27 protein-coding genes are annotated in these 25540 nt (G+C 69.7%); 15 read left to right on the forward strand and 12 right to left on the reverse strand.

Annotated features, from left to right (window positions below; genetic code table 11):
• Positions 1-6: 6 nt before the first annotated feature.
• The 6 genes from OHZ10_RS06310 to OHZ10_RS06335 all read right to left on the reverse strand — a co-directional run bounded on the left by OHZ10_RS06310 (position 7) and on the right by OHZ10_RS06335 (position 8026).
• On the reverse strand, positions 7-969 hold the full coding sequence (locus OHZ10_RS06310) for a spore coat U domain-containing protein (protein WP_340623956.1): 963 nt from the start codon (positions 967-969) through the stop codon (positions 7-9).
• The gene (locus OHZ10_RS06315) at positions 966-3263 is read right to left on the reverse strand and encodes a fimbria/pilus outer membrane usher protein (RefSeq protein ID WP_342703966.1); all 2298 of its coding nucleotides are present in this window, start codon (positions 3261-3263) and stop codon (positions 966-968) included. Before OHZ10_RS06315 ends, OHZ10_RS06310 begins: the two co-directional genes overlap by 4 nt.
• Positions 3264-3357: 94 nt before the next feature.
• Complete coding sequence (locus OHZ10_RS06320; RefSeq protein ID WP_059235102.1) at positions 3358-4077, reverse strand: fimbrial biogenesis chaperone; 720 nt, start codon at positions 4075-4077, stop codon at positions 3358-3360.
• A 15-nt stretch (positions 4078-4092) separates the two neighbouring features.
• A complete protein-coding gene (locus OHZ10_RS06325; protein WP_081051856.1) occupies positions 4093-4590 on the reverse strand; it encodes a Csu type fimbrial protein in 498 nt (165 codons plus the stop codon).
• Positions 4591-5153: 563 nt separating this feature from the next.
• A complete protein-coding gene (locus OHZ10_RS06330; RefSeq protein WP_340623959.1) occupies positions 5154-6359 on the reverse strand; it encodes an MFS transporter in 1206 nt (401 codons plus the stop codon).
• Positions 6360-7114: 755 nt separating this feature from the next.
• Positions 7115-8026: a LysR family transcriptional regulator gene (locus OHZ10_RS06335; protein WP_059235096.1), complete on the reverse strand. Its 912-nt coding sequence runs from the start codon at positions 8024-8026 to the stop codon at positions 7115-7117.
• 162 nt (positions 8027-8188) lie between these two features.
• Here OHZ10_RS06335 and OHZ10_RS06340 point away from each other — a divergent pair, with 162 nt between their 5' ends.
• Positions 8189-9109: a pyridoxal-phosphate dependent enzyme gene (locus tag OHZ10_RS06340; protein WP_059235094.1), complete on the forward strand. Its 921-nt coding sequence runs from the start codon at positions 8189-8191 to the stop codon at positions 9107-9109.
• Positions 9110-9449: 340 nt separating this feature from the next.
• Here the strand turns inward: OHZ10_RS06340 and OHZ10_RS06345 are convergent, their stop codons facing one another.
• Complete coding sequence (locus OHZ10_RS06345; protein ID WP_342703971.1) at positions 9450-10694, reverse strand: DUF2242 domain-containing protein; 1245 nt, start codon at positions 10692-10694, stop codon at positions 9450-9452.
• A 116-nt stretch (positions 10695-10810) separates the two neighbouring features.
• Entirely contained in the window at positions 10811-11704 is an 894-nt protein-coding gene (locus OHZ10_RS06350) for a LysR family transcriptional regulator (protein ID WP_256085769.1), read from the reverse strand.
• A 108-nt stretch (positions 11705-11812) separates the two neighbouring features.
• Between OHZ10_RS06350 and OHZ10_RS06355 the strand changes: the two genes are divergently transcribed.
• Positions 11813-12565 carry a TerC family protein gene (locus OHZ10_RS06355; RefSeq protein WP_059235088.1) on the forward strand — a complete coding sequence of 251 codons (753 nt, stop codon included), beginning with the start codon at positions 11813-11815 and terminating at the stop codon, positions 12563-12565.
• Between the two features lie 90 nt (positions 12566-12655).
• Positions 12656-12976 (forward strand): zf-TFIIB domain-containing protein, encoded by a 321-nt coding sequence (locus OHZ10_RS06360; protein WP_174992049.1) that lies wholly within the window; start codon positions 12656-12658, stop codon positions 12974-12976.
• 120 nt (positions 12977-13096) lie between these two features.
• Here the strand turns inward: OHZ10_RS06360 and OHZ10_RS06365 are convergent, their stop codons facing one another.
• Positions 13097-13507 carry an Hsp20/alpha crystallin family protein gene (locus tag OHZ10_RS06365; RefSeq protein ID WP_256085771.1) on the reverse strand — a complete coding sequence of 137 codons (411 nt, stop codon included), beginning with the start codon at positions 13505-13507 and terminating at the stop codon, positions 13097-13099.
• A gap of 16 nt (positions 13508-13523) precedes the next feature.
• Positions 13524-13964 carry an Hsp20/alpha crystallin family protein gene (locus OHZ10_RS06370; protein ID WP_059235082.1) on the reverse strand — a complete coding sequence of 147 codons (441 nt, stop codon included), beginning with the start codon at positions 13962-13964 and terminating at the stop codon, positions 13524-13526.
• Positions 13965-14210: 246 nt separating this feature from the next.
• On the opposite strand from OHZ10_RS06370, the gene OHZ10_RS06375 reads away from it, so the two are divergent.
• Positions 14211-15128: a 3-hydroxyacyl-CoA dehydrogenase NAD-binding domain-containing protein gene (locus OHZ10_RS06375; RefSeq protein ID WP_059235080.1), complete on the forward strand. Its 918-nt coding sequence runs from the start codon at positions 14211-14213 to the stop codon at positions 15126-15128.
• 25 nt (positions 15129-15153) lie between these two features.
• On the opposite strand, the gene OHZ10_RS06380 is transcribed toward OHZ10_RS06375, so the two are convergent.
• Positions 15154-15432 (reverse strand): DUF4148 domain-containing protein, encoded by a 279-nt coding sequence (locus OHZ10_RS06380; RefSeq protein WP_059235078.1) that lies wholly within the window; start codon positions 15430-15432, stop codon positions 15154-15156.
• A gap of 165 nt (positions 15433-15597) precedes the next feature.
• Positions 15598-16446, reverse strand: coding sequence for a LysR substrate-binding domain-containing protein (locus OHZ10_RS06385; protein ID WP_059235076.1), 849 nt, complete (start codon positions 16444-16446; stop codon positions 15598-15600).
• A gap of 328 nt (positions 16447-16774) precedes the next feature.
• Between OHZ10_RS06385 and madL the strand changes: the two genes are divergently transcribed.
• The 11 genes from madL to OHZ10_RS06440 all read left to right on the forward strand — a co-directional run bounded on the left by madL (position 16775) and on the right by OHZ10_RS06440 (position 25537).
• The gene (madL, locus tag OHZ10_RS06390; protein WP_059235074.1) at positions 16775-17170 is read left to right on the forward strand and encodes a malonate transporter subunit MadL; all 396 of its coding nucleotides are present in this window, start codon (positions 16775-16777) and stop codon (positions 17168-17170) included.
• Between the two features lie 11 nt (positions 17171-17181).
• Complete coding sequence (gene madM / locus OHZ10_RS06395) at positions 17182-17949, forward strand: malonate transporter subunit MadM (protein WP_342703975.1); 768 nt, start codon at positions 17182-17184, stop codon at positions 17947-17949.
• A 134-nt stretch (positions 17950-18083) separates the two neighbouring features.
• Complete coding sequence (gene mdcA / locus OHZ10_RS06400; RefSeq protein ID WP_059235071.1) at positions 18084-19730, forward strand: malonate decarboxylase subunit alpha; 1647 nt, start codon at positions 18084-18086, stop codon at positions 19728-19730.
• A gap of 10 nt (positions 19731-19740) precedes the next feature.
• Positions 19741-20055 (forward strand): malonate decarboxylase acyl carrier protein, encoded by a 315-nt coding sequence (mdcC, locus tag OHZ10_RS06405; RefSeq protein ID WP_174992053.1) that lies wholly within the window; start codon positions 19741-19743, stop codon positions 20053-20055.
• The gene (locus OHZ10_RS06410) at positions 20052-20987 is read left to right on the forward strand and encodes a biotin-independent malonate decarboxylase subunit beta (protein WP_059235067.1); all 936 of its coding nucleotides are present in this window, start codon (positions 20052-20054) and stop codon (positions 20985-20987) included. Before mdcC ends, OHZ10_RS06410 begins: the two co-directional genes overlap by 4 nt.
• Positions 20974-21681 (forward strand): biotin-independent malonate decarboxylase subunit gamma, encoded by a 708-nt coding sequence (mdcE, locus tag OHZ10_RS06415; protein ID WP_256085774.1) that lies wholly within the window; start codon positions 20974-20976, stop codon positions 21679-21681. The genes OHZ10_RS06410 and mdcE overlap by 14 nt, the downstream gene beginning before the upstream one ends.
• A complete protein-coding gene (gene mdcG / locus OHZ10_RS06420) occupies positions 21668-22336 on the forward strand; it encodes a malonate decarboxylase holo-[acyl-carrier-protein] synthase (protein WP_174992055.1) in 669 nt (222 codons plus the stop codon). The genes mdcE and mdcG overlap by 14 nt, the downstream gene beginning before the upstream one ends.
• Positions 22333-23199 carry a triphosphoribosyl-dephospho-CoA synthase MdcB gene (gene mdcB, locus OHZ10_RS06425; protein ID WP_340623970.1) on the forward strand — a complete coding sequence of 289 codons (867 nt, stop codon included), beginning with the start codon at positions 22333-22335 and terminating at the stop codon, positions 23197-23199. The genes mdcG and mdcB overlap by 4 nt, the downstream gene beginning before the upstream one ends.
• Positions 23196-24128 carry an acyltransferase domain-containing protein gene (locus OHZ10_RS06430; RefSeq protein WP_342703980.1) on the forward strand — a complete coding sequence of 311 codons (933 nt, stop codon included), beginning with the start codon at positions 23196-23198 and terminating at the stop codon, positions 24126-24128. Before mdcB ends, OHZ10_RS06430 begins: the two co-directional genes overlap by 4 nt.
• 117 nt (positions 24129-24245) lie before the next feature.
• A complete protein-coding gene (locus OHZ10_RS06435) occupies positions 24246-24767 on the forward strand; it encodes a phospholipase D-like domain-containing protein (RefSeq protein WP_059235059.1) in 522 nt (173 codons plus the stop codon).
• Between the two features lie 125 nt (positions 24768-24892).
• Positions 24893-25537 carry a phosphoribosyltransferase gene (locus tag OHZ10_RS06440; protein ID WP_059235057.1) on the forward strand — a complete coding sequence of 215 codons (645 nt, stop codon included), beginning with the start codon at positions 24893-24895 and terminating at the stop codon, positions 25535-25537.
• Positions 25538-25540 lie beyond the last annotated feature (3 nt).

The following is a 25540-nucleotide window of genomic DNA, read 5'->3' on the forward strand; positions in this document are numbered from 1 at the left end:
TTCCCGCTAGAAGCTGATCGTCGCGGTGATCTTGTCGCTGTAGTTGCCGGGCGCGGGCGTGGTTTGCGCCGGCACCGCGCCATATACGGTCACGACCTGCGACGTGCCCGTGCCGACACCCGTGGCCGTCGAGCTGCCGCCCGTGCCGTCGCCCCACGCGATCGAGCGCGCGGCATCCGTGTAAAGCCCGTAATTGATCGTGCCGCCGCCGCCGCTGCGCTGCATCCCGCGTGCCGTCACGTTGCCGGTGCTGCCGCCGTCCAGCGCGATTTTCCACGCGTCGCCGTTCGTGCACTGCGCGGTGATCGAGCCGGTTGCCGTGAGCGTGCCGGACAGCACGCTCGCGGTGCCGAAGCTGACGTTGGTCGCGCTGATGTTGCAGTTGTTGATCACGTTCGCGGTCGCGCTGAACGGGAAGGTACCGTTCGACGTCGTCAACGACGCGCAGGTCGGCGCACCGAGCAGGTAGAACCCGGCGTTGAGCGACGTCGTGTTGCCGCCGAACGTCTGCGAGTAGGTCGTCGTGTTGTTGCCCGTTGTCGGCACGGTCGGCTGGTTCGACGTGATCTGTCCGTAGATCGTGACCGTCGCGCTCGCGCTCGTGCCGAGCGCGGGTTTGGCGAGCGTGACGGACGCCGGTGTGGTGCCGGAATACACGGAACCCCATGCGACCGAATGCCCGCCGTCGAGATAGAGGTCGTACTGCATCGCGTTGGCGCCGTTGACGAGGCTGCGCGGGCTCGTGCCGCCGAGATTCAGGCACACGAGCACGTTCGGCGTCAGCGAGACGGCCGACCACGTGCACGTGATGCTGACGGTGCCGGTCGCGGTGACCGGCGCGAGCGAGATCGGGCTGACCGAGCCGAAGCTGACCGTTGATGCGGTGGCCGTGCAGGTCTCGGCCTGCGCGTGACGCGGCACGCCGCACCACGCGGCGAGCGCCAGGACGAGCAGCAGCACGATTCTCATGGCGCCGCCCGGCAGGTGAGCGGCCCGACGGTCGGCAGCGTGCCGTTGCCGGGCGCGGTGAACGCGAATGCCACGGCGCAGCGTTGCGTGCCGTAGTCGATCGCGAGATGGTTGTCGTCCTTCAGCCCGTCGATGAACGTGAGCCCGTCATAGCCGACGATCGTGTCCGCGCCGCTTTCGGCGTGATGCACGCGCGCACCGGCCGGCAGCGGATTCCCGGCGGCGTCGCGCAGGATCACCGACGCGGCGCGATAGCGCGACACGCCGAAATGCGCGACGACGCCCGATTGCGCCTGCGGCACGATCGTCATCGACGTGCGGGCGATTCGCGCATCGGCCGGCAGCTTCATCGAATCGATCGCGACCTGGTTGTTCTGGTACGCGTTCAGGTCGGGCACGAGCAGATGCCCGGCGCGATCGGTCGTGCCGATCACGCGGTTCTCGTGCAGCACGGGGATGCCCGCGACGCCGTCGGTCGACACCAGCGCGAAGCCGTCGTCGATGCGGCGCGACAACTGCAGGCTGCTGTCCATGAACACGAGCGCGCCGCTCACGTCGAGCGATGCGCCGGTCTGGCGGTCGATGCTTTGCGCGGCCGCGATGACCTCGCCCGCGCGGCCGAGATAGCGCACCTGCGCCTGCCGGTAGGGCACCGCGCCCGTGCCGCCGGTCTGCACGCCCCAGCCCCAGCCGCCGTCGTAGTCGGGCGGACGGTTCGCGTCGACGGTGTAGTTCGACTGGCCGCGCTGGCGGCCGACGGTCGCGTTGACCGACGTGTTGTGGCCGAGCCCGATGTTCAGCGACACGAAGGCGCCGTTCGCGCCCTGCTGCGCGAAATCGCGGTAGGCGCTCACGCTCAGCGATGCGAGATCGCCGAGGCTCAGCGTGTACGACACGGTGCCGATCCGCGCGCTCGGGCCTTGCGGCAGCCGGAAGCCGATATAGCTGAGCGACAGCGTCTGGCGGTGCATGAACGGCAGCGCGAGCGTCGCCTGGTCGGTCGCCGACGGCACCGGTGAACCGTCGCGCGATGCCAGGTCGCCGTAGCGGCCGAACGCGCGGATCGTCTGCGCGTTGATCGAGAAGCGCGGTTCGATCAGCTGGTAGCCGACGCTCACCTGCGTGCCCGGATAGCGGCCGACGCTGCCCGCGACCGCGCCGCTCACCACGCCCGCATAGCCGAGCCGCATCAGCGCGCCGACGCCGGCGTTGAGCACGCCGCCCGTCGCTTCCGCATGCCCCTCGACGGTCAGCGTATCGCTGACGCCGCGCCGCATCGAGCCGCTGACGGCCGGCCGCGCGTCGTAGTCGAACGACTGCAGCGCATAGTTGCGGCGCAGGAAGCCGGCCTCGAACGAATAGCTCGACAGCCCGGCCGACAGCATGCGCGTGTCGACATAGAGCGGCACGGACGTCGCGACGGTGCGCCCGAGCGCGTCGCGCGTGATGAGGGTCGCCTGGCCGGCGCCGGTGATGCCCGGCACGTCGTGGATGATGAACGGGCCGCTCGGCACGTTGCCGGTGTACTGGCGCACGTTGTTGACGTACAGGTCGACCGCCGACGGTACTGCGGCGGAACCCGCGAGCGACGGAATCGGGAACGTCACGAGATCGGGCCGCAGCGCGAAGTTGCTGCGCCACTGGAAGCCGCCGAGGCGCACGGAGCGCGTCCACGCGAGCGATCCCGAGATCGCGTCGCCGATCTGCGTCGTGCTCGGCCGCGCCGGGTCCGAGCGGCTCCATGACGTATCGAAGCGCGTGTAGCGCCGCTGGCCGTTGTAGAAATACGCGGTGCCGGTGGTGTTGAACACGCCGTCCGGATCGAAGTAGCGCACGCCGGTGTAGAGCGAGAACTGCCGGTCGCCGATCGTCTGCGCGTACGCCTCGTAGTTGATCGCGAGCCCGCGCGACGCGGTGGCCGCCTGCGTGGCCGGCAACGCGCGGCTGTCGACCGCGTACGGACGGCGCAGCGTGTCGGCCATCTCCAGGTCGACACGCTGGTGCGCGGCGTCGTAGCGATAGCGCAGGCCGGGAATCGTGCCGAGCTCGACGGTCGCCGCGTCGGCGATGCCGAGCCGGTCGGTCGCGAAGCCGATCGTGCGCAGGTCGGCGCCGCTCGCCGACAGATGGCCGTCGCGTTCGCGGAAATGCGCGAGCAGCGTCGTGCTTTCGCCGTTGATGCTGACTTCGAGGATGACGTCGTGGATGCTGTCGGCCATCACGAGCGCCGCCGGTTCGTCCGCGCGAGCCGCGCCGTGCACGAGCAGGCGCCCGGCCACGACGGCGACGAGCACGATGCGCCGGGCGCGCCGCGACGTTCTGCGTCCGTTGACCGGAAACGTGCCGGCGCGTGGCGAAGGGGAAGGGGCCGGGCGGCGCACCGGCGGTCTAGCCCGGCGGCTCCACCGCGACGACCGCGCTGGCCGGCTGCGAATTGACGGCCGCGCGCACCGTGACCTTGCCGCCGAGCGTGAGGCCGGCCGGCAGCGGCACGCTCCACTGGCCGGTGCGGCCCGCGAGCGCGTAGCCGAGCAGCCCGTGCGTGAGCGGGTACGCGCGGCCGTCGCCGGTCACGAGCTCGACCGATGCCAGCTGCGCGCGGCGTGCGCCCACGTTGCGTACACGCAGCACCCAGCCGCCGTTTTGGCGCGCGAGCGCCCAGTCCAGCTGCGGCGCGCCGTTGGTCGGCGGTTCGACGAACACCGGAATCGAATAGCGTAGCCGGATCGACACGCCGTTGGTCGGCGCTTCGCCGGGCGGCGGCAGCTCGTCGATCAGCAGCCGGTAGCTCTGCTCGACACCGGATGGCGTGCGCGACGCGCGCACGACGCGGATCAACTGGTCGGACTGCGTGCCGACCTCGATCAGCGGCGGGCTCGCGACGAGGTCCTGCGTGGGCGTCAGCGTGTCCTGGCCGTCGGCCTGGTCCCAGCGGAACACGCGCACCTGTCCGTACACGGGACGATCGCCCGGATTGCGCAGCGTGATGCCGGTGGCCGTGTCGTCGGCGCCGAATTCGATCGTGACGGGGGAGATCTGCAGCGACGCGGCGTGCGCGGCGCCGGCCGCGCACAGCAGCGCGGCGAGCGTTCGACGTAATGCGATCATGCGTGGCGGCGCCGGTCAGAAGTAGACCGTTGCGGTGACGGTCGTCTGATAGGTGTCCGGCTTCGGCGTGGCCTGCGTCGGCACTTGGCCGTAGACGGTCAGCGCCTGCGCGGAGCCCGTGCCGGTACCGGCGACCGTGTCCGTCCCCTGCGTGTTGCCCCATACGGTCGTGCGGCCGGCGTCCTGGTACAGCTGGAAGCCGACGGTCGTCGTCGTATTGCCGGTCGCCGTGCCGGCCATCAGGCGGCTCGCGACGGTCGACCCCGTGACCGTGCCGGCATCGAGGCCGACGTTGTACGGCGTCGTGTTGGTGCAGGTGACGCTGACGGTCGTCTGCTGGTTGATCGCGGCGGAGAGCACGCCGTTGGTCCCGAAGGCCAGCGGGTTCGCGGTGATCATGCAGTTCGGCTGCAGTGTCAGCGTGACGTTGAAGGTGGCGGTCGCGGTGCCGTTCGAATAGGTAGCGGCGTCGGCGGCAGGTGTCGAAAGGCCGATTGACAGCGCGAGCGACAATGTCGTGGAAGCGATGGCGACTTTCACTCTGAATCCTCCCCGGTCGGTTTTTCATTGGATTTATGCCGCGCTCCGCGCGCCACGGCCGCTTGAATGCTGATACGAATCGAGGAGTCTTTCAATCTTAAAGTTTTGGCTGTTTCATTTTGTTACAGTTTGATCGATTAATGATTGAATAAAACCGGTAAGCATTGCGCTTTTCGATTTTGTCCGGCGCGTCGGGCGAAATATTTTCTTGTGGAGCACAAATGGCTGCGGGGCTTATGCGGGGTGCGACTCGATTTTCAGATTAGTGTGGCGGATTGAATCGACCGGTGCGGAATGGATAATTGCGGTGTGTGGTGAATTGGAAATGACGTGCGTCGAATCATTTCAGGGCATTGAATCGATCCCGGTAATCCGTGAGTGGATTCAATTTTCAATTCGGGTGTAGAAGGAGGAGGGAGTGATATTCGGGATTTATCCCGATTGAAGAATCGGCGGATCCGGATTGGCGGCGGAAAACGAAAACGGCCGCATTGCGCGGCCGTGAGCGTCGGTACGTCGGATTGCCCGGATTGCGATTACGAATTCGCGGTGGCCGGTGCACGGCGGCGCTGCGCAACCTGCAGCACCACGAGCGCGAGTCCGGCCGCGGCGATCAGCCCGCCGACGAGCGGCACGGCTGCGTAGCCGAAGCCTGCCGAGATCGCCGCGCCGCCGGCAGCCGCGCCAACCGCATTGCCGAGGTTGAACGCACCGATGTTGACGGCGGACGCGAGGCCCGGCGCTTCGTGGGCGGCGCGCATCACGCGCATCTGCAGCGGCGGCACGACCGCGAACGTTGCGACACCCCACACGAGCAGCGTGACGGCGGCGCCGACATGCGTGCTGGCGAGCAACGGGAACGCAGCCATCGTCGCGATCAGCAGCAGCAGGAAGCCGGTCAGCGTACCGTCGAGCGAGCGGTCGGCGAGGCGGCCGCCTGCGATGTTGCCGATCGAGAAACCGACGCCGATCAGCACGAGCATCGCGGTCACGAAGCCGGGCGTCGCGCCAGTCAGGTGTTCGAGCGTCGGGGCGACATACGTGTAGAGCGTGAACATCGCGCCGGCGCCGAGCACCGTCGTCCCGAGCGCGCCGAGCACGACAGGGCGCGTCAGCACCGAGAGTTCGGCACGCAGGTTGGGCATCTTGCCGGCTTCGCCCTTCGGCAGCGCGGCGAACAGGCCGGCGATCGCGATCAGGCCGAGGCCCGCGGTTGCCGCGAACGACATGCGCCAGCCGATGATCTGGCCGAGCCAGGTTGCGGCCGGCACGCCGCCGACGTTCGCGATCGTGAGGCCCATGAACATCGTCGCGACCGCGCTCGCCTGCTTTTCACGCGGCACGAGGCTGGCCGCGACCACCGAGCCGAGCCCGAAGAACGCGCCGTGGTTGAGGCTCGTCACGAGGCGGGCGAGCAGCAGCGTCGTGTAGTCCGGCGCGACGGCCGACAGCAGGTTGCCGATCGTGAAGATCGACATCAGCGCGATCAGCGCCGAACGGCGCGACCAGCGCGCGAGCAGCAGCGTCATCAGCGGCGCGCCGACCATCACGCCGATCGCATACGCGCTGATCAGCATGCCGGCCTGTGGAATCGACACGTGCACGCCGTCGGCGATCACGGGCAGCAGGCCCATCGGCGAGAACTCGGTCGTGCCGATGCCGAACGCACCGGCGGCGAGCGCCAGCAGCGGCAGCGCGGCGCTGCCGCCCGGGCGGGAACGAGAGGAAGTCGTGGGGTTCACGCGGTGGGCTCCTGTAATCGAAGGACAACGGCACGGGACCGTTGAGGACAGGGCGAAGTTTGCCTGCATTACTTTTGCGGAAAAAGCCGCATGCGGGCGAAATTATCTTGATTTCATGTCAACAATGCGGAGCAGGGGCGACATGCGCGCGAGGCTTGTGGATGATGCGTCGGCGGGGGCTGCCGAACGAGGCTGGGATTGGCGAAAGATATTCGTAAGATGAAAGGGCGGAGCTTGCGGTCGCGCGGCCGCGATCCGGTGAGGGTGTGCGGCGAATGGGCGGCCGCCCGGGGCGATGCGCCGGGCGCGGTCCGGCCGCCGTGCGGCGACCTGCAGCCGGGTGGTCCGGGCGCGCGGCCCAGGTATCGGCGAGCGCCGGTGGCAGACATCGTGCGTTGGCCGGAAACCCTTTCCCCGCAAGGCGCAAGCGCAAAAAAGCCCCGACCACAGGGGGACCGTGGCCGGGGCGGAAAAGCATCCTCTCTTTGGCACGAGGGTTGGATGCGGGCGCAGTATATTTCGGCCCGTGACAATTCGAATCGGCGTTAAACGGCCGTTTTGGGTGTCAATTTAAGAATTCCGGTGCTGCAGTGTCGTGCGTCAGTTTTTTGAAAGCTTTTTTATGGGCTCGACGGTGTCGTTCAACGCGCTGAAGCAGCCGGAGCGACGGTATGGCGGAGGGGCGGTTACGCTCGCCGGCCCGAGTTGCAAGCCGCGTTGCCCGATTGCGTGCCGGACGCGCCCCCGGCATCCGTTCAGCCCGGTTCGCCGGCCGCATCGCGTACGGCCGCGAGAAACCGTGCGACGACGGGGGACGGTGCCGCCGCCGCGCCGTCGAACACGAACTCGATGTCGAAGCGGCTCGCAAGCTCGTCGAGCGCGACGAGCCGGACCGTGTGCGGGCAGGTCGGCGACGCGCTTTCGGGCACGAACGCACAGCCCATCCCGGCCGCCACGAGGCCGATCAGCGTCGGGATGTCGCTGCCGACCTGCGCGATGCGCGGCGTGAAGCCGGCCTGCTGGCACTGCGCCATCAGGAACCGGTGGTGCGCGGCGGAGCGCTGTGCGTCGAACCAGACGAACGGTTCGTTTGCGACATCGGCCAGCGTGCGCGGCGCGTTGAAGCCGCCGCCCGGCGGCGCGGGCATCGCGAGCACGAAGCGGTCGCTCAGCAGCCGCACACCCGACAGGTGCGGCGCCTCGTCGCGACGCCAGGCCATGATCCCGGCGTCGAGCTGGCCGCGCATCAGCGCGCTCGCCTGTTCGGCCGACAGCATCGGCGCAATCGACAGTTTCACATCGGGGCATGCGTCGCGAAACGCCTTGAGCACGTTCGCGACGATCGGCAGCGGCAGGCAGTTCGGCAGCGCGCCGAGCCGCAGTTCGCCGAGCTGGCCGGCCGCGCTGCGCAATGCGCGCTCGCGGCTGTCCTGCAGCGTGGCGAGCAGGCCGGTCGCATCCTGCAGGAAGCTCGCGCCGGCCGCCGTGAGCGTGACGCCCGTTGTGCGGCGGATCAGCAGCGGCGTACCGATCGCGTCCTCGAGCTCGCGGATCTGCCGCGACAGTGCAGGCTGGACGATGCCGGCCGCGCGGGCGCCAGCCATCACGCTGCCGGCCTGTGCGACGGCGACGAAGTAGCGCAGGTGACGCAATTCGATCTGGCGCATGCGGTGTCCGTTCCGGTTTGTTGATATGCCTGTCAAGCATAGTAAACGCCATTTGATGGTATTGGAAAGCATGGCGAGCCTGCCGTACGATAACCGTCCCTGCCGCACGCGTGTGCTCACGAGTCGCGTGCGCTTCCCTCCGTTTCCACAGCGTTCCGTCCCATGCCGCTTCATATCCCGACCCCTTATATCCGCTCGCAAATCGCGTCCCGCCGGCTCGGCAGGACCATCCGGCTGAAGCTCGATGCGCTGCAGCCGTCGGGCTCGTTCAAGCTGCGCGGCATCGGTGCCGTCTGCGAGGCGCAGCATGCGGCCGGCGCGCGGCGGTTCGTGTCGTCGTCGGGCGGCAACGCGGGTATCGCAGTCGCGTATTGCGGCCGTGAGCTTGGCGTGCCGGTGCGAGTCGTGGTGCCGGAAAGCGCATCGGCCCGCGCGCGCGAACTGATCCAGGTCGAGGGCGCGGAACTCGTCGTGCACGGTGCGAGCTGGGCCGAGGCGAACGCGTTCGCCCAGTCGGCGCTCGGCGAGCACGATGCGTTCGTGCATCCGTTCGACGATCCCGTGCTGTGGCAGGGCCACGCGACGATGATCGACGAGATGGCGGCGGCCGGTCCGAAGCCCGACGCGGTCGTGCTCGCGGTCGGCGGCGGCGGGCTGTTGTGCGGCGTGCTCGAAGGGCTTGCGCGCAACGGCTGGCACGACGTGCCGGTCGTCGCGGCCGAAACGGAAGGCGCCGACTGCTACGCGCGTTCGGTTGCGCAGGGGCGTCCGGTCGAATTGCCGGCGATTGCGAGCATCGCCACGTCGCTCGGCGCGAAACGGCCGTGCGACGCGGCGGTCGAGTGGGCGACGCGCCACGAAATCCATCCCGTCGTCGTGTCCGATGCCGACGCGGTGGCTGCGTCGCTGCGGTTTCTCGACGAGCACCGGATCGTCGTCGAGCCCGCGTGCGGCGCGGCGCTGGCCGCACTCGAGCGGCCGGTGCCGGTGCTGGCGTCGGCGTCGGACATCGCCGTGATCGTCTGCGGCGGCGTGACAGCGACCGTCGAGTATCTGCAGACGCTGCGCGCGACGTTGCGGTAACGCGGTAACGCGGGAAAGCGGGAAAGCGGGAAAGCGGGAAAGCGGGAAAGCGGTAACGCGGGAAAGCGGGAAAGCAGGAAAGCAGGAAAGCAGGAAAGCAGGAAAGCAGGAAAGCGGGCGGGGCGGTCGGGAAATGGCCGGGCGGCTTGCGATCGTCGCGTGCGGAGCTTAGGGAATCGGCCGTGTCGGGCCTGCCGAGCGGCGTCGGCGTTGCTGGTCCGTCATCACGGCGTGGTCAGATGGCCGGATGCGCGGACATGGCTTGGGGAAATGACGCGGAGGGGACGCGTATCGCCGCGCTGAGCCCGGTGCGGCCGGGCGCGGCGATACGACAGATCGATCAGTTCGCGGCTGGCGCGCTCGCGCCGGAAGGCGCGGAAGATGCGACGGGGTTCACGGCGGCAGGCGACGCGCTCGACGGTGCCGATGCTGATGCAGGCGCGGAGGCTGCCGACGAAGGCGCCGGCGTGGCCGATGCCGGGGTGGCTGGGGCCGACGGTGCCGCCGGACCCGAAACCGAGGCGGGCGCGGAAACCGGTGCGGCCGCCGGTGCGACCGCCGGTGCGACCGCCGAACCGGCGGCCGGCGAATGGGCCGAGGCCGGCGAGGTAGCCTGACCGGAGGAAGCCGACACGGGTGCCGAAGCGGGCGCAGGCGCGACAGCCGACACGGGCGCAGGTGCGACAGCCGGTGCGGGCGACGAACCGGTAGTCGATGCGGGTGCCGAAGCCGGTGCGGGCGCGGCGCCGGAGGCGGAAGCCGGGACCGCAGCAGCAACCGGCACCGACGCGGAACCGGACGCCGCCATCGGCGCGGCCGCGCGCACCGTGGCCGGCACGACGACAGCCGATGCCGCGGCCGGCACGGCGTTCGCGCCCGGCTCGGGCGCCACACCCGGCACCGAAAGCGGCACCGGCGCCGCGGGCGGCGTCGGCACGACCGGCGTCGTCATCTTGATCGGTTCGCCTTGCGGCGTCGGCGCGGGTTCGGGCAGCGGCGCGACGGGTTCCTTCTCGGCCGCCTTCACGGTTGCGCGATCGCGGCGTGCCGGGTCGATCTTCAGGAAATGGTCGACGAGATTGAAGAAGCGTTCATAGAACACGCCGGCGGGAATCGTCTCGCTCGCGGTCTTGACGAGCGCATCGTCGCTCGACCCGATCGGCAGCGACAGCGAGCCGAACACGCTCAAGCCGACGCTGGCCGACGTATTCGACTTCTTCAGCGTGTAGCGGTCCTGCACCGCATTCACGTACGCGATGCTCGACGAGCCGTCCGCGTTCGCATCCGCGCACACGACGTGAAACTCGATCACGACGTGCATGTCGTTGTTCGGCTGGAAATTCTTGCTGCCGTCGACCGCATCGTTGCGCGACGACGACACCACGTAGCCCTGGCTCAGCAGCGCCCGCCGCGCGGCCTCGCAGGCCGCGTCGGATTTCGAGTGGAACGTGTGCGCGTACGGGCTGCTCGTCGCGTCGAACTGTTCCTGCTGGTAGATCGGCTTGGGCGGCGACGAGCACGCCGCCAGCACGGTCGCGGCCGCGAGCGCGCACGAAACGGAAAACAGGCGAAATCGGTTGTGCATGGCGTCTTTCAGAAGGCTTGGCGAGAGGCTGCGCAATGGCGGTGCCTGGGGTGATGCGCGTGCACATCTCGTAAGGCCGGGGCGTCATTATAGTTTCGTTTGATGTCGCGCTCGCTTCAGTCGGCCGGTGCGCCGCGCGCCGCGGCGAGCAATTGCGACGTCAGCGGATGATGTTCGCCGCGCCGCGAGCGGATCGCGTGGATTTCCTCGGTCACGTCGCCCGCGCGCCCGAGCCGCCTGAGCCCACGCAGCAGCGACGCGTCGTTCGCGCCGAGCTCGCTCAGCGGAAACACGCCGAGGCCGCGCGCCGCGAACACGGCCATCAGCGCGCTGTCCTCGAATTCCCCGGCCACGCGCGGCACGATCCGTTCGCCTTCCAGCCACACGTCTAGGCGTGCGCGCAGCGCCGAATGGGCGGTCGGCAACAGCACGGGCAGATCGGCCAGGCACTGCGGAAAGCGCTGCCGTGCCGCCGGCGTGACGAGCGCCGCGGGCCCGTACCAGTCGACCGGCGAGGCGACGAGCCGCTCGCTCGTCACGCGCAGGTTCGACCCCGACGGCGCGCCCTGGCCGGCCAGCACGAGATCCAGATGATGCAGCGCAAGCTCCGCGAGCAGCGCATCGTGTTCGCCCTCGTGGCACAGCAGCCGCAGCGTGGGCGTGTCGAGCACCGGTGCCAGGATCGCATGCGCGGCGAGCTTGGAGATGCCGTCCGCGAGGCCGACCGCGAGCCGCACGGTCGGCTGGCTGGCCGCCGCGCGCACGTCGTCGGGAATCAGCCGCCCCATCTCGAAGATGACCTCCGCACGCGCAAACGCGGCCTGGCCCGCGTCGGTCATCGTGACGCCGCGCCCGGCCGGGCGCAGTAACTGGTGCCCGAGCGATTTCTCGAGCTCGCGCACCTGCGCGCTGATCGTCTGCACGGCCATGTCGAGCCGGCCGGCGGCGCGCGCGAAGCCGCCTTCCTTCACGACGACCCAGAAGTAGTACAGATGTCGGAAATTGAGCATCGGATCGATATATCGAAAAAACCGAACTTAAAGTCAGATTCTCTCTGATTTTTACGAAGTTCGGGGCGGCATATCATCTGGCTTTCCACTTTCGTATCGGCCCATTTCATGGACTACCTGCTGACGCTTGCCGCCGACCCCGCCGTCTGGGCCGCGCTCCTGACGCTCGTCGTGATGGAAGTCGTGCTCGGCATCGACAACCTGATCTTCATCTCGATCCTCAGCAACAAGCTGCCCGAGGCGCAGCGCGCCCGCACGCAGCGCCTCGGCATCGCGCTCGCGCTGGTGATGCGTCTTGCGCTGCTCGGCAGCGTCGCGTGGATCGCGAGCCTGACCGAACCCGTGTTCACGCTGTTCGACCACGCGTTCTCGTGGCGCGACATGATCCTGCTGTCGGGCGGCCTGTTCCTCGTGTGGAAGGCGACCACCGAGATTCATCACCACGTGTCGCATGACGGCGGCGCGGGCGGGGCGAGCGGCGCGGCCAGCCTGACGGTATGGGCCGCGATCGGCCAGATCGTGATGCTCGACATCGTGTTCTCGATCGACAGCATCGTGACCGCGATCGGCATGACCGAGCACATCCCGATCATGTTCGTCGCCGTGATCGTCGCCGTGGCCGTGATGCTGTTTGCCGCACAGCCGCTCGCACGCTTCATCGATCGCAACCCGACCATCGTGATGCTGGCGCTGTCGTTCCTGGTCGTGATCGGCATGACGCTGATCGCCGAAGGTTTCGGTTCGCACGTGCCGAAGGGGTACATCTACGCGGCAATGGCGTTCTCGGCCTTCGTCGAGGGCATGAACATGCTGGCGCGGCGCGCGAAGGCGAAGCGTGCGGCGCAAGGGGAAGGCGACTGAGCCGCTGCGCGTGACGCCGGCCGCCGCGGCGGCCGGCTCGCGCGCCTCGTACGGAATCCAGACGAAATTCGCACGGAAAGGAGAAACGCGATGAAATGCCCTGTCTGCAAGACGCCCGACCTGCTGATGGCCGAGCGCCAGTCGATCGAGATCGACTACTGTCCGACGTGCCGAGGCGTGTGGCTCGATCGCGGCGAGCTCGACAAGCTGATCGCCCGCGAAACCGGCGATGCGCCGGCCCGCCGCGACGATTCGCCGACGCAGCACAACGCACCGGCGCAGCACAACGCACCGGCGCAGCGCGGTCGCGACGATGGCTGGGGGCGCGACGGCCGCTCGCACGACGATCGTCACCGGCACGACGGCCAGCGGCGCAAGAAGTCGGTGTTCGACCTGTTCGACTTCGATTGAATCCGGATACGGCGTGCCTGCACGCACGCCGGTCGATAAAAAAGCCCCGCCCGGCATCGCGCCGGGCGGGGCTTTTTTCATGCGGGTCGCGACACGTCACATCGCGACCCGCACCAACGCTCACGCGTTGCCGGCCGTCACGTCGATGCGGCGCGGACGCGTTTCCTCGCGGCGCGGAATCGTCAGGGTCAGCACGCCGTCGCGCAGGTTCGCGTCGATCCGCGACGTGTCGAGATCGGCGCTGAGCACGAACGACCGTGCATAGCGTGTCGAGCGCACTTCGGCGTGTCGCACGCGCAGGTCTTCCGGCGTATCGAGGTGCGTACCGGCTTCGATCGTCAGCGTCGTGTCGTGCACCTTCACGTCGAGGTTCTCGCGCGGCACGCCGGGCAGGTCGGCGCGCAGCGTGACGCCGCGATTGTTCTCGACGATGTCGACGGCCGGCGTGATCGCGGGCCGGTGCGCGGCTTCGGCAGCAGCAGGGTGAACGGTGTTCGTGTGGCGTTCGGCCAGGGTCGGGTTCGTATTCATGTCGGTATCCTGAAGATTACTGAACGGTGATCGCACGCGGCTTCGCGGCTTCGCGCCGGCCGACGCGTATCAGCAGGCAGCCGTTTTCGTAGCGCGCGCTGACCTGGTCGGGATTCGCGTCGCGCGGCAGTTCGACGACGCGGCGGAACGCGCCGTGAAAGCGCTCCTGCGCGTAGGTCCGCACGTCTTCGCCTTCGGTACGCGGCACCGGCTTGCGCTCGCCGCTGATCGTCAGCAGGTCCTTGTCGATCGACACGTCGAAATCGCCTGCGGCCATGCCGGGTGCGAATGCAACGATCTCGATCGCGTCGTCGGTGGCGCCGACGTTGAGTGCGGGAAAGGCGCCCGGACGCACCGCGCGGATGCCGGACGGGCGCTCGCCGAGCAGGTTCGCCACTTGCCGCTGCACGCGGGCGAATTCGTCGAACAGGTCGTTGCCGAAATGGATACCGCTCATGTTGGTCCTCCTGAACAGGGAACACGGGAGACGTGACGGCGCGACGCCTGCGGCGGGCGCGACGGGTGGCTCCACTGGATCGAAACGGGGGCGGTGCAAGAGATGAAGCACGGCCCGACGACGGTTAATTAGTGGCCGCTGCCGCGCATTTCAAGAGGGAATCTGCAATCTGCGTCAACGCATGCGCACAGGATTCGATGCGACAATCGCCGCGAGATATCTGCAGACCAACCACACGGGACAACCATGGACATTCGACGTATCGCGATCGTCGGCGCCGGCGTGATCGGCGCGAGCTGGGCGGCTTTCTACCTGACGCAGGGTTTCGACGTTGTCGCGACCGATCCGGCGCCGCAAGCCGACGCGCGGCTGCGCGACGCGCTGGCCGCGTTTCTCGGCGAGCGGGCCGCCGAACTCTCCGCGCGGCTGTCGTTCGACGCCGATCTCGTGCGCGCGCTCGCCGGCGTCGATTTCGTGCAGGAAAACGGCCCTGAGCGCCTCGATCTGAAGCGCGCGCTGTACCGGCAGATGGACGACGTGCTGCCGGCACACGTGCCGATCGCATCGAGCTCGTCGGGGCTGAAGATGTCCGACATCCAGACCGCGTGCGCGAAGCATCCGGAGCGCTGCCTGATCGCGCATCCGTTCAATCCGCCGCACCTGATTCCGCTCGTCGAGCTGGTCGGCGGCGATGCGACCGGCCAGGACGTGATCGCGCGCGTGAAGGATTTCTACGATGCGCTCGGCAAGCAGACGATCGTCCTCAACAAGGAGATGACCGGCCATGTCGCGAACCGGCTCGCGGCCGCGCTGTTCCGCGAGGTGTATCACCTCGTCGGCGAAGGCGTCGTGAGTGTCGCCGATGCGGACAAGGCCGTCGCGTGGGGGCCCGGCCTGCGCTGGGGGCTGATGGGGCAGTGCCTGACCTACCACCTCGGCGGCGGCGCGGGCGGGATCGCGCACTTCCTCGAACACCTGTCGGGGCCGATCACGAGCTGGTGGGACGACCTCGGCACGCCTTCGTTCGATCCGGACGTCGATCGCAGGCTGAACGACGAACTGCGCGCGATCCAGGGCGAGCGTTCGATGCAGGAACTGGCGGCCGAGCGCGACCGTCTGCTCGTCGAATTGATCGACGCGCGGCGCCGCAGCTTCCTGCCCTGAGCGCGCCGGAGCGTCAGCGGTCCGGCTATTGCTGCGACGTCGATTGCGGCGCGGGCGGCGTCTGGGCCAGCCACGCGGGGCTCGCGGCCTGCACGAGTTCGCGGTTGCGTGCTCGCGTCGCGGCATTCGGCGGGTAGTTGCTGTCGTTCGTCGGCAGCTCGCCGTCGAGATAGGCCTGCTTGAGCTGGGCGATGACTTCCGCGCGGGTCAGGCCCGGCGCGGACGCAGCGGCGTCGGTCTGGGCAAAGGCGGGGGACAGCAGGGCGGCTGCGGCGGTCGCGACGGCGAATCGCAAAACGTTCATGGCGGGCTCCGATCAAGGGGACGGGGAACCGGAGGTGCGCGGCGGTTTGCCGTGCATTCCGATGGGTCCCATTGTCGCGAGCGGGTGCTGCGCGGACGATGACGCGTTCCGGGCAAAGCTGTCAGGTGCGGGCGCGGCCGCGCAGGCGTGCGGCGCCCGGTGTCGTCACAATTCGGCCGCCGCCGCGATCAGCGTCGCTTCGAGCGCGAGCGTGGATCGCGATGCGGCCGCCGGCCGGTCGATCACGTATTCGAGTTCGCCGAGCTCGGGCAGCCCCGCGTCGAGCCGCGCGAGCCCGGCCGGGATCACGTAGCCGGCAAACGCGCTGACCCCGAGCCCCGCGCTCGCGGCCGCGCGCAACACCGCGACGCTGCTGCTCACGACCGCAATCCGGTACGGCCGCCCGACGGCCTCGAGCGATTCGAGCACGCGGCGGCGCGACACGCTCGGTTCCGGATGCATCGCGAGCGGCAGCACGGTCTCATGGCCGGTGAGCCGCGATTCGGGGCCGGTGCACCAGTACAGCGGTTCGCTGCGGATCACGCGGCCGCGCCGGCTGCCGGCGATGCGCTTCGCGAACACGAGATCGTGCCGGCCTTCGTCGAGCGCGTCGAACAGGTCGCCCGACAGCCCGGTCGAGATCGCGAGCTCGACGTCCGGGTTGCGCTGCACGAAGCTCGCGAGCGCGGCAGTCAGGTGCGCCGAAGCGAAATCCTCCGACATCGCGAGCCGCACCTTGCCCGACAGCGGCGGCCCGCACACCGACGTGACGGCTTCGTCCATCAGTTCGAGGATGCGCACCGCGTAGCGGAACAGCGCGTCGCCGTGCTGCGACAGGTGCACGTTGCGCGTGTCGCGCTCGAACAGCGGCCGGTCGAGCAGCTCCTCGAGGCGGCGGATGTGCTGGCTGACGGTCGATTGCGACAGGCTCACGCGCTCGGACGCGGCGGTGAAGCTGCCGGACTGGGCGACGGCGACGAAGCTGCGCAGCAGCTCGGGCGGTAACGGGCGCATTGCTAAATCCACTGAATCGGTTTCGACAACTTCATAAATGGCCGGATTGGGCGGCGCTAGTATCGGATCACGCGCCGGTGCGTGCCCGCAGCGGGGCGTACCGGACGCGTAGCCCGCGTCGTGCCGGCGGCTGCTTCGTTCAGTCTACGGCATCCGGCGTCCGGGCCGAAACCGCATCATCCCATCGACCGCCCGAGAACGGGCCCGCCAGACGGGCCGCCGGGCCGCGGCGCACCGCCGCAGGAGACAAGTCCGCGCCCGGGACCGGCGTGCGGGCCCGGTTCCTGCACGCGTCCGGCGCCCGTCACGAAGAGACTGGAGACGACTCATGATCATCTACGGAACCGCGCTGCTGGCGTTTTGCCACCTGGCCGGACTGTTCCTCGGCGACCTGCTCGGCAGCGCGATCGGCGTGAAGACCAACGTCGGCGGCGTCGGCATCGCGATGCTGCTGCTGATCTGCCTGCGCCTGTGGCTGCACCGGCGCGGCTGGATGCCGAAGGAGACCGAGGCCGGCGTCGGTTTCTGGGGCGCGATGTACATCCCGGTCGTCGTCGCGATGGCCGCGAACCAGAACGTCGTCGCCGCGCTGAAGGGCGGCCCCGTCGCGCTGCTGGCCGCGGTCGGCGCGGTCGCGATCTGCGCATGCTGCATCGCGGTACTGGTGCGCACCGGGCGCGACGACACGGCCTTCGCGGGCGTGCCGCAATTCGAAGAACAGTAACGGAGGCCGCCATGCTGCAGATGCTCGAAAAAACCGTCGCCCACAACGGGCTCGTCGCGTCGTTCGCACTGGTCGGCCTGATCATGTGGCTGTCGTCGATCGCGTCGTGCAAGCTCACGTTCGGCCGCGTGCACGGCTCCGCGATCGCGATCGTGATCGGTCTCGTGCTCGCGTACGTCGGCGGCGCGTTCACCGGCGGCGAGAAGGGAATCGCCGACGTGCCGCTGTTCGCGGGCGTCGGCCTGATGGGCGGCGCGATGCTGCGCGATTTCGCGATCGTCGCGACCGCGTTCGAAGTGCAGCCGGCCGAGGCGCGCAAGGCCGGGCTCGTCGGCGTCGTGTCGCTGCTGCTCGGCACCGTGCTGCCGTTCATCGTCGGCGCGTGCATCGCGCGCGCGTTCGGCTATACCGATGCGGTCAGCATGACGACGATCGGCGCGGGCGCCGTCACCTACATCGTCGGGCCCGTCACGGGCGCGGCGATCGGGGCGAGCTCCGACGTGATCGCGCTGAGCATTGCGACCGGGCTCGTGAAGGCGATCATCGTGATGGTCGGCACGCCGGTCGCGGCGAACTTCATGGGCCTGAAGACGCCGCGTTCCGCGATGATCTTCGGCGGCCTCGCGGGCACCGTCAGCGGCGTGAGCGCGGGGCTCGCCGCGACCGACCGCCGGCTCGTCCCGTACGGCGCGCTGGTCGCGACGTTCCATACGGGCGTGGGCTGCCTGCTCGGCCCGTCGGTGCTGTACTTCACGACGCGCGCGCTGGTCGGCGCATGAGGCCAGGCGGTGCGGCCTGCGCGTGCGGGCCGCATCCATCGCGGCGTCCTCTGAGTCGCATTCGTCAACATCATCAATCGGCGGCGGCGCCAGGCTTAGAATGCCGCTGAACCATCGAAGCGGGAGAACTGTTCATGACGGGATGGAATCACGCGCGGCAGGCGCGCGATGCACGGCTCGCGGCCGGCGCGGTTTACGCGCAGGGCAAGCGGGTCGATGCGCGCGACACCGTCGCGTTGCTCGAAGCGGTGCTGCGGCCCGGCGACCGCGTCTGCCTCGAAGGCGACAACCAGAAGCAGGCCGACCTGCTCGCGACGGCGCTTGCCGACGTCGACAGCGCGAAGATCCACGACCTGCACATGGTGCAGTCGGGCGTCGTGCTGCCCGAGCATCTCGATGTGTTCGAGCGCGGCATCGCGAAGCGTCTCGACTTCGCATATTCGGGCCCGCAGTCGCAGCGCATCGCGAAGCTGCTGTTCGGCGGCAAGATCGCGCTCGGCGCGGTGCACACCTATCTCGAGCTGTTCGCGCGCTACTTCATCGACCTCACGCCGCAGGTCGCGCTGATCGCCGCGGTCAGCGCCGATCGCGACGGCAACCTGTACACGGGCCCGAACACCGAGGACACGCCGACCGTCGTCGAAGCCACCGCGTTCAAGGACGGCATCGTGATCGCGCAGGTCGACCGCATCGTCGACAAGGTGCCGCGTGTCGACATCCCGGGCGACCGCGTGCACTTCGTCGTCGAGGCCGGCCGGCCGTTCTACGTCGAGCCGCTGTTCACGCGCGATCCGGCTGCGATCACCGAAACGCAGATCCTCACCGCGATGCTCGCGATCAAGGGCATCTACCAGCCGTACGGCATCAAGCGCCTGAACCACGGGATCGGCTTCAACACGGCCGCGATCGAGCTGCTGCTGCCGACCTACGGCGAGAAGCTCGGGCTGAAGGGCAAGGTCTGCACGCACTGGGCGCTCAATCCGCACCCGACGCTGATTCCCGCGATCGAGTCGGGCTGGGTCGAGCAGATCCACTGCTTCGGCTCCGAGGTCGGGATGGACGACTACATCCGCGAACGTTCCGACGTGTGGTTCACGGGCCCCGACGGGTCGCTGCGCTCGAACCGCGCGTTCTGCCAGACGGCCGGCCTCTATGCGTGCGACATGTTTATCGGCTCGACGCTGCAGATCGACCTGTCCGGCCATTCGTCGACGGTCACGGCCGAGCGGATCGCGGGCTTCGGCGGCGCGCCGAACATGGGCAGCGACGCACGCGGCCGGCGCCATCCGAGCGAGCCGTGGCTGAAGGCCGGCGCGGAAGCCGACCCCGACACGCCGGCGGCGCTGCGGCGCGGCCGCAAGCTCGTCGTGCAGATCGGCGAGACGTTCGGCGACAAGAACGTGCCGATGTTCGTCGAGAAGCTCGACGCGCTGAAGCTTGCCGACAAGCTGCAGCTCGACCTCGCGCCGATCATGGTCTACGGCGACGACGTCACGCACATCGTCACCGAGGAAGGGATCGCGAACCTGCTGATGTGCCGCGACAAGGACGAACGCGAGCATGCGATCCGCGGCGTCGCCGGCTATACGGACGTCGGCCGCGGCCGCGACCGGAAGATGGTCGAGCGCCTGCGCGAGCGCGGCGTGATCCGCCGCCCGGAGGATCTCGGCATCGATCCGCTCGACGCCGACCGCCGCTGGCTCGCCGCGCGTTCGATCAAGGATCTCGTGCACTGGTCGGGCGGGCTCTACGCGCCGCCGGCCCGGTTCCGCAACTGGTGAGGAAGAGGGCATGGAACAGTTGAACTATCGCTTCACCGCGCGCGAACGCGCGAAGGGCGAGCAGGCCGCGGCGCTCGTCGGCGTGGTCGCGTCCGGCAATCTCGAGGTGCTCGTCGAGCGCGTGCTGCCGGGCAACGAATGCGAGATCGACATCCGCACCGCGGCGGTCGGTTTCGGCGCGGTATGGCAGGCCGTCGTGTCGGATTTCGTCGAACGGCGCACGCCGGGCGGCCTGAAGCTGTCGATCAACGACGGCGGCGCGCGGCCCGACATGGTGTCGTTGCGGCTCGCGCAGGCCGTGCGCGCGATCGAGGGGGAGGCATGATGAGCGACGTGATCCACGACGCGCCGGCGTTCGTCGCGAACGGCGCGAGCTGGTACGAAGCGTCGGCGCGGCAACGCATCGACGGGCTGCTCGACGCGGGCAGTTTCAGTGAATTCCTCGGGCCGGCCGAGCGCGTGACGAGCCCGCACCTGCCGCTGTTCGACCTGCCGCAGCAGTTCGACGACGGGATGGTGGTCGGCCACGGCCGGCTCGACGGCCGGCCGGTGTTCGTCGCCGCGCAGGAAGGCCGCTTCATGGGCGGCGCGTTCGGCGAAGTGCACGGCGCGAAGCTCACCGGGCTGCTGCGCGCCGCACGCGAAGTCGGCAAGCCGGTGCTGATCCTGTTCGATACGGGCGGCGTGCGGCTGCAGGAAGCGAACGCGGGCGAGCTTGCGATCGCCGAGATCATGCGTGCGCTCGTCGAAGCGCGGGCAGCCGGCGTGCCGGTGGTCGGGCTGATCGGCGGGCGTGCGGGCTGTTACGGCGGCGGTGGATTGCTCGCCGCGTGCTGTTCGGCGCTCGCGGTGTCGGAACAGGGGCGCATCAGCGTGTCGGGCCCCGAAGTGATCGAGACCAATCGCGGCGTCGAGGAATTCGATTCGAAGGATCGCGCGCTGATCTGGCGCACGATGGGCGGCAAGCACCGGCGGCTGATCGGCGGTGCCGATCGTTACGTGGCCGATACGCCGGACGCGTTCCGTGCGGCGGCGCTCGACCTGATCGGCCGCGCGCCGGCGTTCGACGCGGCGATGCTGCGCGCGGAACAGGCGCGTCTCGAAGCGCGTGTCGAACGGTTCGGCGCGTGCAAGGATGCGCGCGACGTGTGGCGTACGCTCGGGGCCGACAAGCCGGAAGCGATCCCGGGCATGCCCGACGACGCATTCGCGAAGCTCGCCGACCAGTTACAGGAGCCGCAGCATGACGCTCGATGAAGTCCTGAATTCGCTGTTTCCCAACGGTCATTCGATCGCGCGCGACGGCGGCCTGCTGACCGGCCACGCGGAACTGGCCGGCACACGCGTCGACGTGATCGGCGTCACCGACCGCTTGCCGTTCGGCATCGACGAAGCGCTGACGCTCGCGTCGCGCGTGCTCGACACGATCGCGCGCGGCGGTGACACGCCGATCGTCGTGCTCGTCGACAGCGACAGCCAGCGGATGAGCAAGCGCGACGAACTGCTCGGCCTGAACGAAGGGCTGTCGCACCTCGCGAAGTGCCTGATGCACGCGGATCTCGCCGGGCACCGGACGATCGGCGTGCTGTACGGCCATACGGCGGCCGGCGCGTTCATCGCGACCGCACTCGCGACGCGCACGCTGCTCGCGGTGCCGGGCGCCGAGCCGGAGGTGATGGACCTGCCGTCGATGTCGCGCGTGACCAAGCTGCCGATCGACGTGTTGAAGGAGATGTCGCGTTCGACGCCGGTGTTCGCGCCGGGGCTCGACAACCTCGTGAAGATGGGCGCTGTCGACGCCGTGCTCGATCCGGCCCGCGCGCTCGACGCACAGGTCGGCGAATGGCTCGGCAAGCCGTTGGATCGCGTCGACCGGCGTGCGTCGCGCGGCCGGCCGGTTGCGACCGACGTCGCGCAGCGCGTCGAGGCACTCGCGCGTGCCGCACGCTGAGCTGCCGCTGCGCCGTCACACGCTCGTCACGCTGACGGCGGCCGGATGGGGCGCGGCATTCGCGCGCGACCCTGCACTTGCGGGCGATCCGCTCGTGCGCGCATGGGCCGAACGCGGCTGGCCGTTGATCGTGCGCCGTGCGTCGCCGGATGAAGCCGATGCCGGCCGCGTGCCGCTCGGCCTGCCGCTGCCGCCTGCGGCGGGCAAGCGGCGCATTGCGCTGAACGTCGCCGCCGACGCGCTCGCGACGGTCGGCCCGCTGCCCGCGCTGGCCGACGTGCTCGCCGCCGCGCCCGACGCATGGCACGTGCCGTTGCGCGCGCTCGACGCGCTCGGCGCGCGCTGCGGCGTGCCGGGCCGCGTGTTCGGCAGTCTTGCGTGGCAGGCGCTGACGGGCGAGCCGTACCTGGCCGCATCGTCCGATCTCGACATCGTGTTTCCGCTGCCGGCCGCCGAGTCGCTCGCCGCGCTGCTCGACGGCCTCGCGGCGATCGACGCGCGTGCGCCGATGCGGATCGACGGCGAGCTGCTGCGCGCCGACGGCGCGGGCGTCAACTGGCGCGAACTGCACGCGCGGCTGCCCGACGTCGCGGTGAAGACCGCGATCGGCGTCGAATTGATGACGGCCGACGCATTCACCGGAGCCGCACGATGAGCGCATGGGCTGCCTGTCGCGTACCGGCGCCGTCCGATGCGGAGCGTATCGCCGCGCTGGCCGAGCGCAGCCTCGTGCTCGAGATCGAAACCTTTCCGAAGCCGGGCCTCGTCAGTCACGTCGACAGCGGCAGTCACACCGACATGGACGCTGCGACGTTCGCGCGCAGCGCCGCCGTGCTGCGGCCGTACTTCGCGGAGCTGGCCGACGCGGGCGCGCGCGACGCGGACATGACCGTGCTGCGCAAGATCGGCCTGCGTGCCGAACACGCGATGCTCGCCGCGACCGGCGGCGTCAATACGCATCGCGGCGCGATCTTCGGGCTCGGGCTGCTGTGCGCGGCCGCGGGCCGGCGCGCGATGCCGGGCGCCGTACCGGACGGGACGACGCTCGGCGCGTTCGTCTCCGGCCGCTGGGGCACCGATATTCTCGGCGGCCCGCGCTTGCCCGACAGCCACGGCGAGCGGGCCAGCCACCGCTACGGCGTCGGCGGCGCGCGTCGTGAAGCGGCAGACGGCTTCGCGACCGTGTACGCGGTCGGGTTGCCCGCGTTGCGCCGCGCGCAGCGCGATCTGCCGGACGACCCGGAGGCCGCGCGCGTGGCAGCGTGCTTTGCGCTGATCGCCGCGCTCGACGACACGAATCTGCTGCACCGGGGCGGGCAGGGTGGCCTCGATTTCGCGCGGGCGACTGCCCGCGCGTTCGTCGCACGCGGCGGCGTGCGGTCGCGCGACTGGCGGCTGCGCGCGGCCGCCGCGCACCGTGCATTCGTCGCGCGCCGGCTGAGCCCGGGCGGCGCGGCCGACCTGCTTGCGATGAGCGTATTCGTCGATGCGCTCGAAGCCGACGGGGGCCCGCGATGACGCTGGCCATCCTCTGTTCAGGACAAGGCGCGCAGCGCGCCGACATGTTCGACCTGACGGGGGCCGCGCCGCAGGCCGATGCATTGTTCGCGTACGCCGGCCGGCTCCTTGGCGACGATCCGCGCACATGGGTCCGGCAGGCCGGGCCGGACGCGCTGTGCGAGAACCGCGCTGCGCAGATCCTCTGTACGGTCCAGGCGCTCGCGGCCGCCGCGCTGCTCGACGCGGCGTGGCCGCGCCGGCGCTGCGTCGCGGGCTACAGCGTCGGCGAGGTCGGCTCCTGGAGTGTGGCGGGGATGATCGAGCCGCACGACGCGCTCGATCTGGCCGACGCGCGTGCACGCGCGATGGATGCCGCAAGCGGCGGCGACGAGCGGATGGTGTTCGTGCGCGGCCTGACGCGCGCGCAGCTTGCGCAACTGTGCGACGGCCGCGATGCGGCCATCGCGATCGCGAACCCCGGCGATGCGTTCGTGGTCGCGGGGCGGCACGCGGATGTCGAGGCAGTGGCCGACGACGCGGCGCGTGCCGGCGCACAGCGCGTGGCGCCCGTCTGCGTGCGGATCGCGTCGCACACGCGCCGGCTCGCGGCGGCCGTGCCGGTATTTCGCGCGTCGCTCGCCGCGGCGCACGTGCGGCGGCCGTTGCCCGGCACGCGGCTGTTCTCGGGGATCGACGGCGCGTCGGTGCTCGATATCGACGCGGGCCTCGACAAGCTCGCGCGGCAGATCGCGGAGCCGGTCGAGTGGGCGGCCTGTCTCGCCGCCTGCGTGGAGGCAGGCGCCACCGCGTTTCTCGAACTCGGCCCCGGGCGGGCGCTGGCCGAGATGGCCGGCGGCGCGTATCCCGCGTTGCCCGCGCGCAGCCTCGCGGATTTTCGGTCCGTCGACGGCGTGACGAGCTGGCTCGCGCGCGTCGCGGCCGGTTGATCGACCGTCTGAAATACGGCCCGGAACACAGCCGCCAGGCCCTCGTTCCGCATTGGGTGTTGCGCCGGCGCAGCAGCGTCGCAGGCGCCCCTTGCCACGCGAATTGGCGCCGCTACAATGGCGCCCGCCATGAGACCAGCCGCCTTCTTTTTCGCCGTGTTCTGCTGCGTGACGAGCGTCCACGCGAGCCAGATTCCGTCCGACGCCGCATCGGTCGGCACGTACTTTTCGTATGACAACGCGGCGGCCGACGCGACCGTCGACCTGATCGAACAGGCGCAGCGCCGCGTGTTGCTGGCCGGCTATACGCAGGTGCCGCCGGTTGTCGCGAGCGCGCTGCGCGCGGCCCGCGCGCGCGGGATCGAGGTACGCGTGGTGCTCGTGCGCACGCCGCGCGCGGGCCGGTACAGCGGCGCCGGCTATCTGAAATCCGCGGGCATCGACGTCGCGATCGATTCGCGGCATGGCGACCCCGCACCGCGCTTCGTGATCGTCGACGACAGCGTCGCGCTGACGACGCTGTCCGACGGCGCGGCCGCGCATGCCGAGACGGTGAACGTGTTCCGGCGTGCCCCCGAACTCGCGCAATCCTACGCGCAGTCTTTCTGGCGGCTATACCGGCAGGCCGGCGGCCTCTGACCCTTGCCTGCGGCGTGTCCTGCGCCGGTGTGACCCTGCTTGCATCGGCGCGGCCGATGAACCATGCTCGATGACAGGCGCCGGCGCGGGTTCCGCGCATCCGGCGCAACGGCAGGGAGCCGATCGTGACCGAATATTTTGCCGATCGCGCCGATGCCGGCCGCCAGCTGGCCGACGCGCTGCGCGAATACGCGGGGCGCAGCGATGTCGTCGTGCTCGCGTTGCCGCGCGGCGGCGTGCCCGTCGCGTATCCGGTCGCCTGCGCGCTGCGCGCGCCGCTCGACGTGCTGGTCGTGCGCAAGCTCGGCGTGCCGCACGATCCCGAGCTCGCGATGGGCGCGATCGCCACGGGTGGCGCGATTCACCTGCAACGTTCGGTGCTCCGCTCGATGGGGGTCTCCGACTCGCAACTCGCCGACGTGATCGTGCGCGAAACGGTCGAACTGCATCGTCGCGAAGCGTTGTATCGCGGCGCCGTGCCGCCGTTGCCGGTGGAAGGGCGCATCGCGATCGTCGTCGACGACGGTGTCGCGACCGGCGCATCGATGTGCGTCGCGCTGCAGGCATTGCGCGCGCGGCGCCCCGCGCGGGTCGTGGCGGCTGCGCCGGTTGCGCCGGCGGGTACGCGGCACGTGTTCGACGGCCTGGCCGACGCGTTCGTCACGGTGTCGCAGCCGCTGCGGTTCTTCGGGATCAGCCAGTTCTACGCACGCTTCGAGCAGACGAGCGACGACGAGGTGCGCGCATGGCTCGACGCGGCCCGGTCCTGACGC

Origin of the sequence: Burkholderia arboris (assembly GCF_038723655.1) — a bacterium.
In the GTDB taxonomy this organism is placed as follows: Bacteria; Pseudomonadota; Gammaproteobacteria; order Burkholderiales; family Burkholderiaceae; genus Burkholderia; species Burkholderia arboris.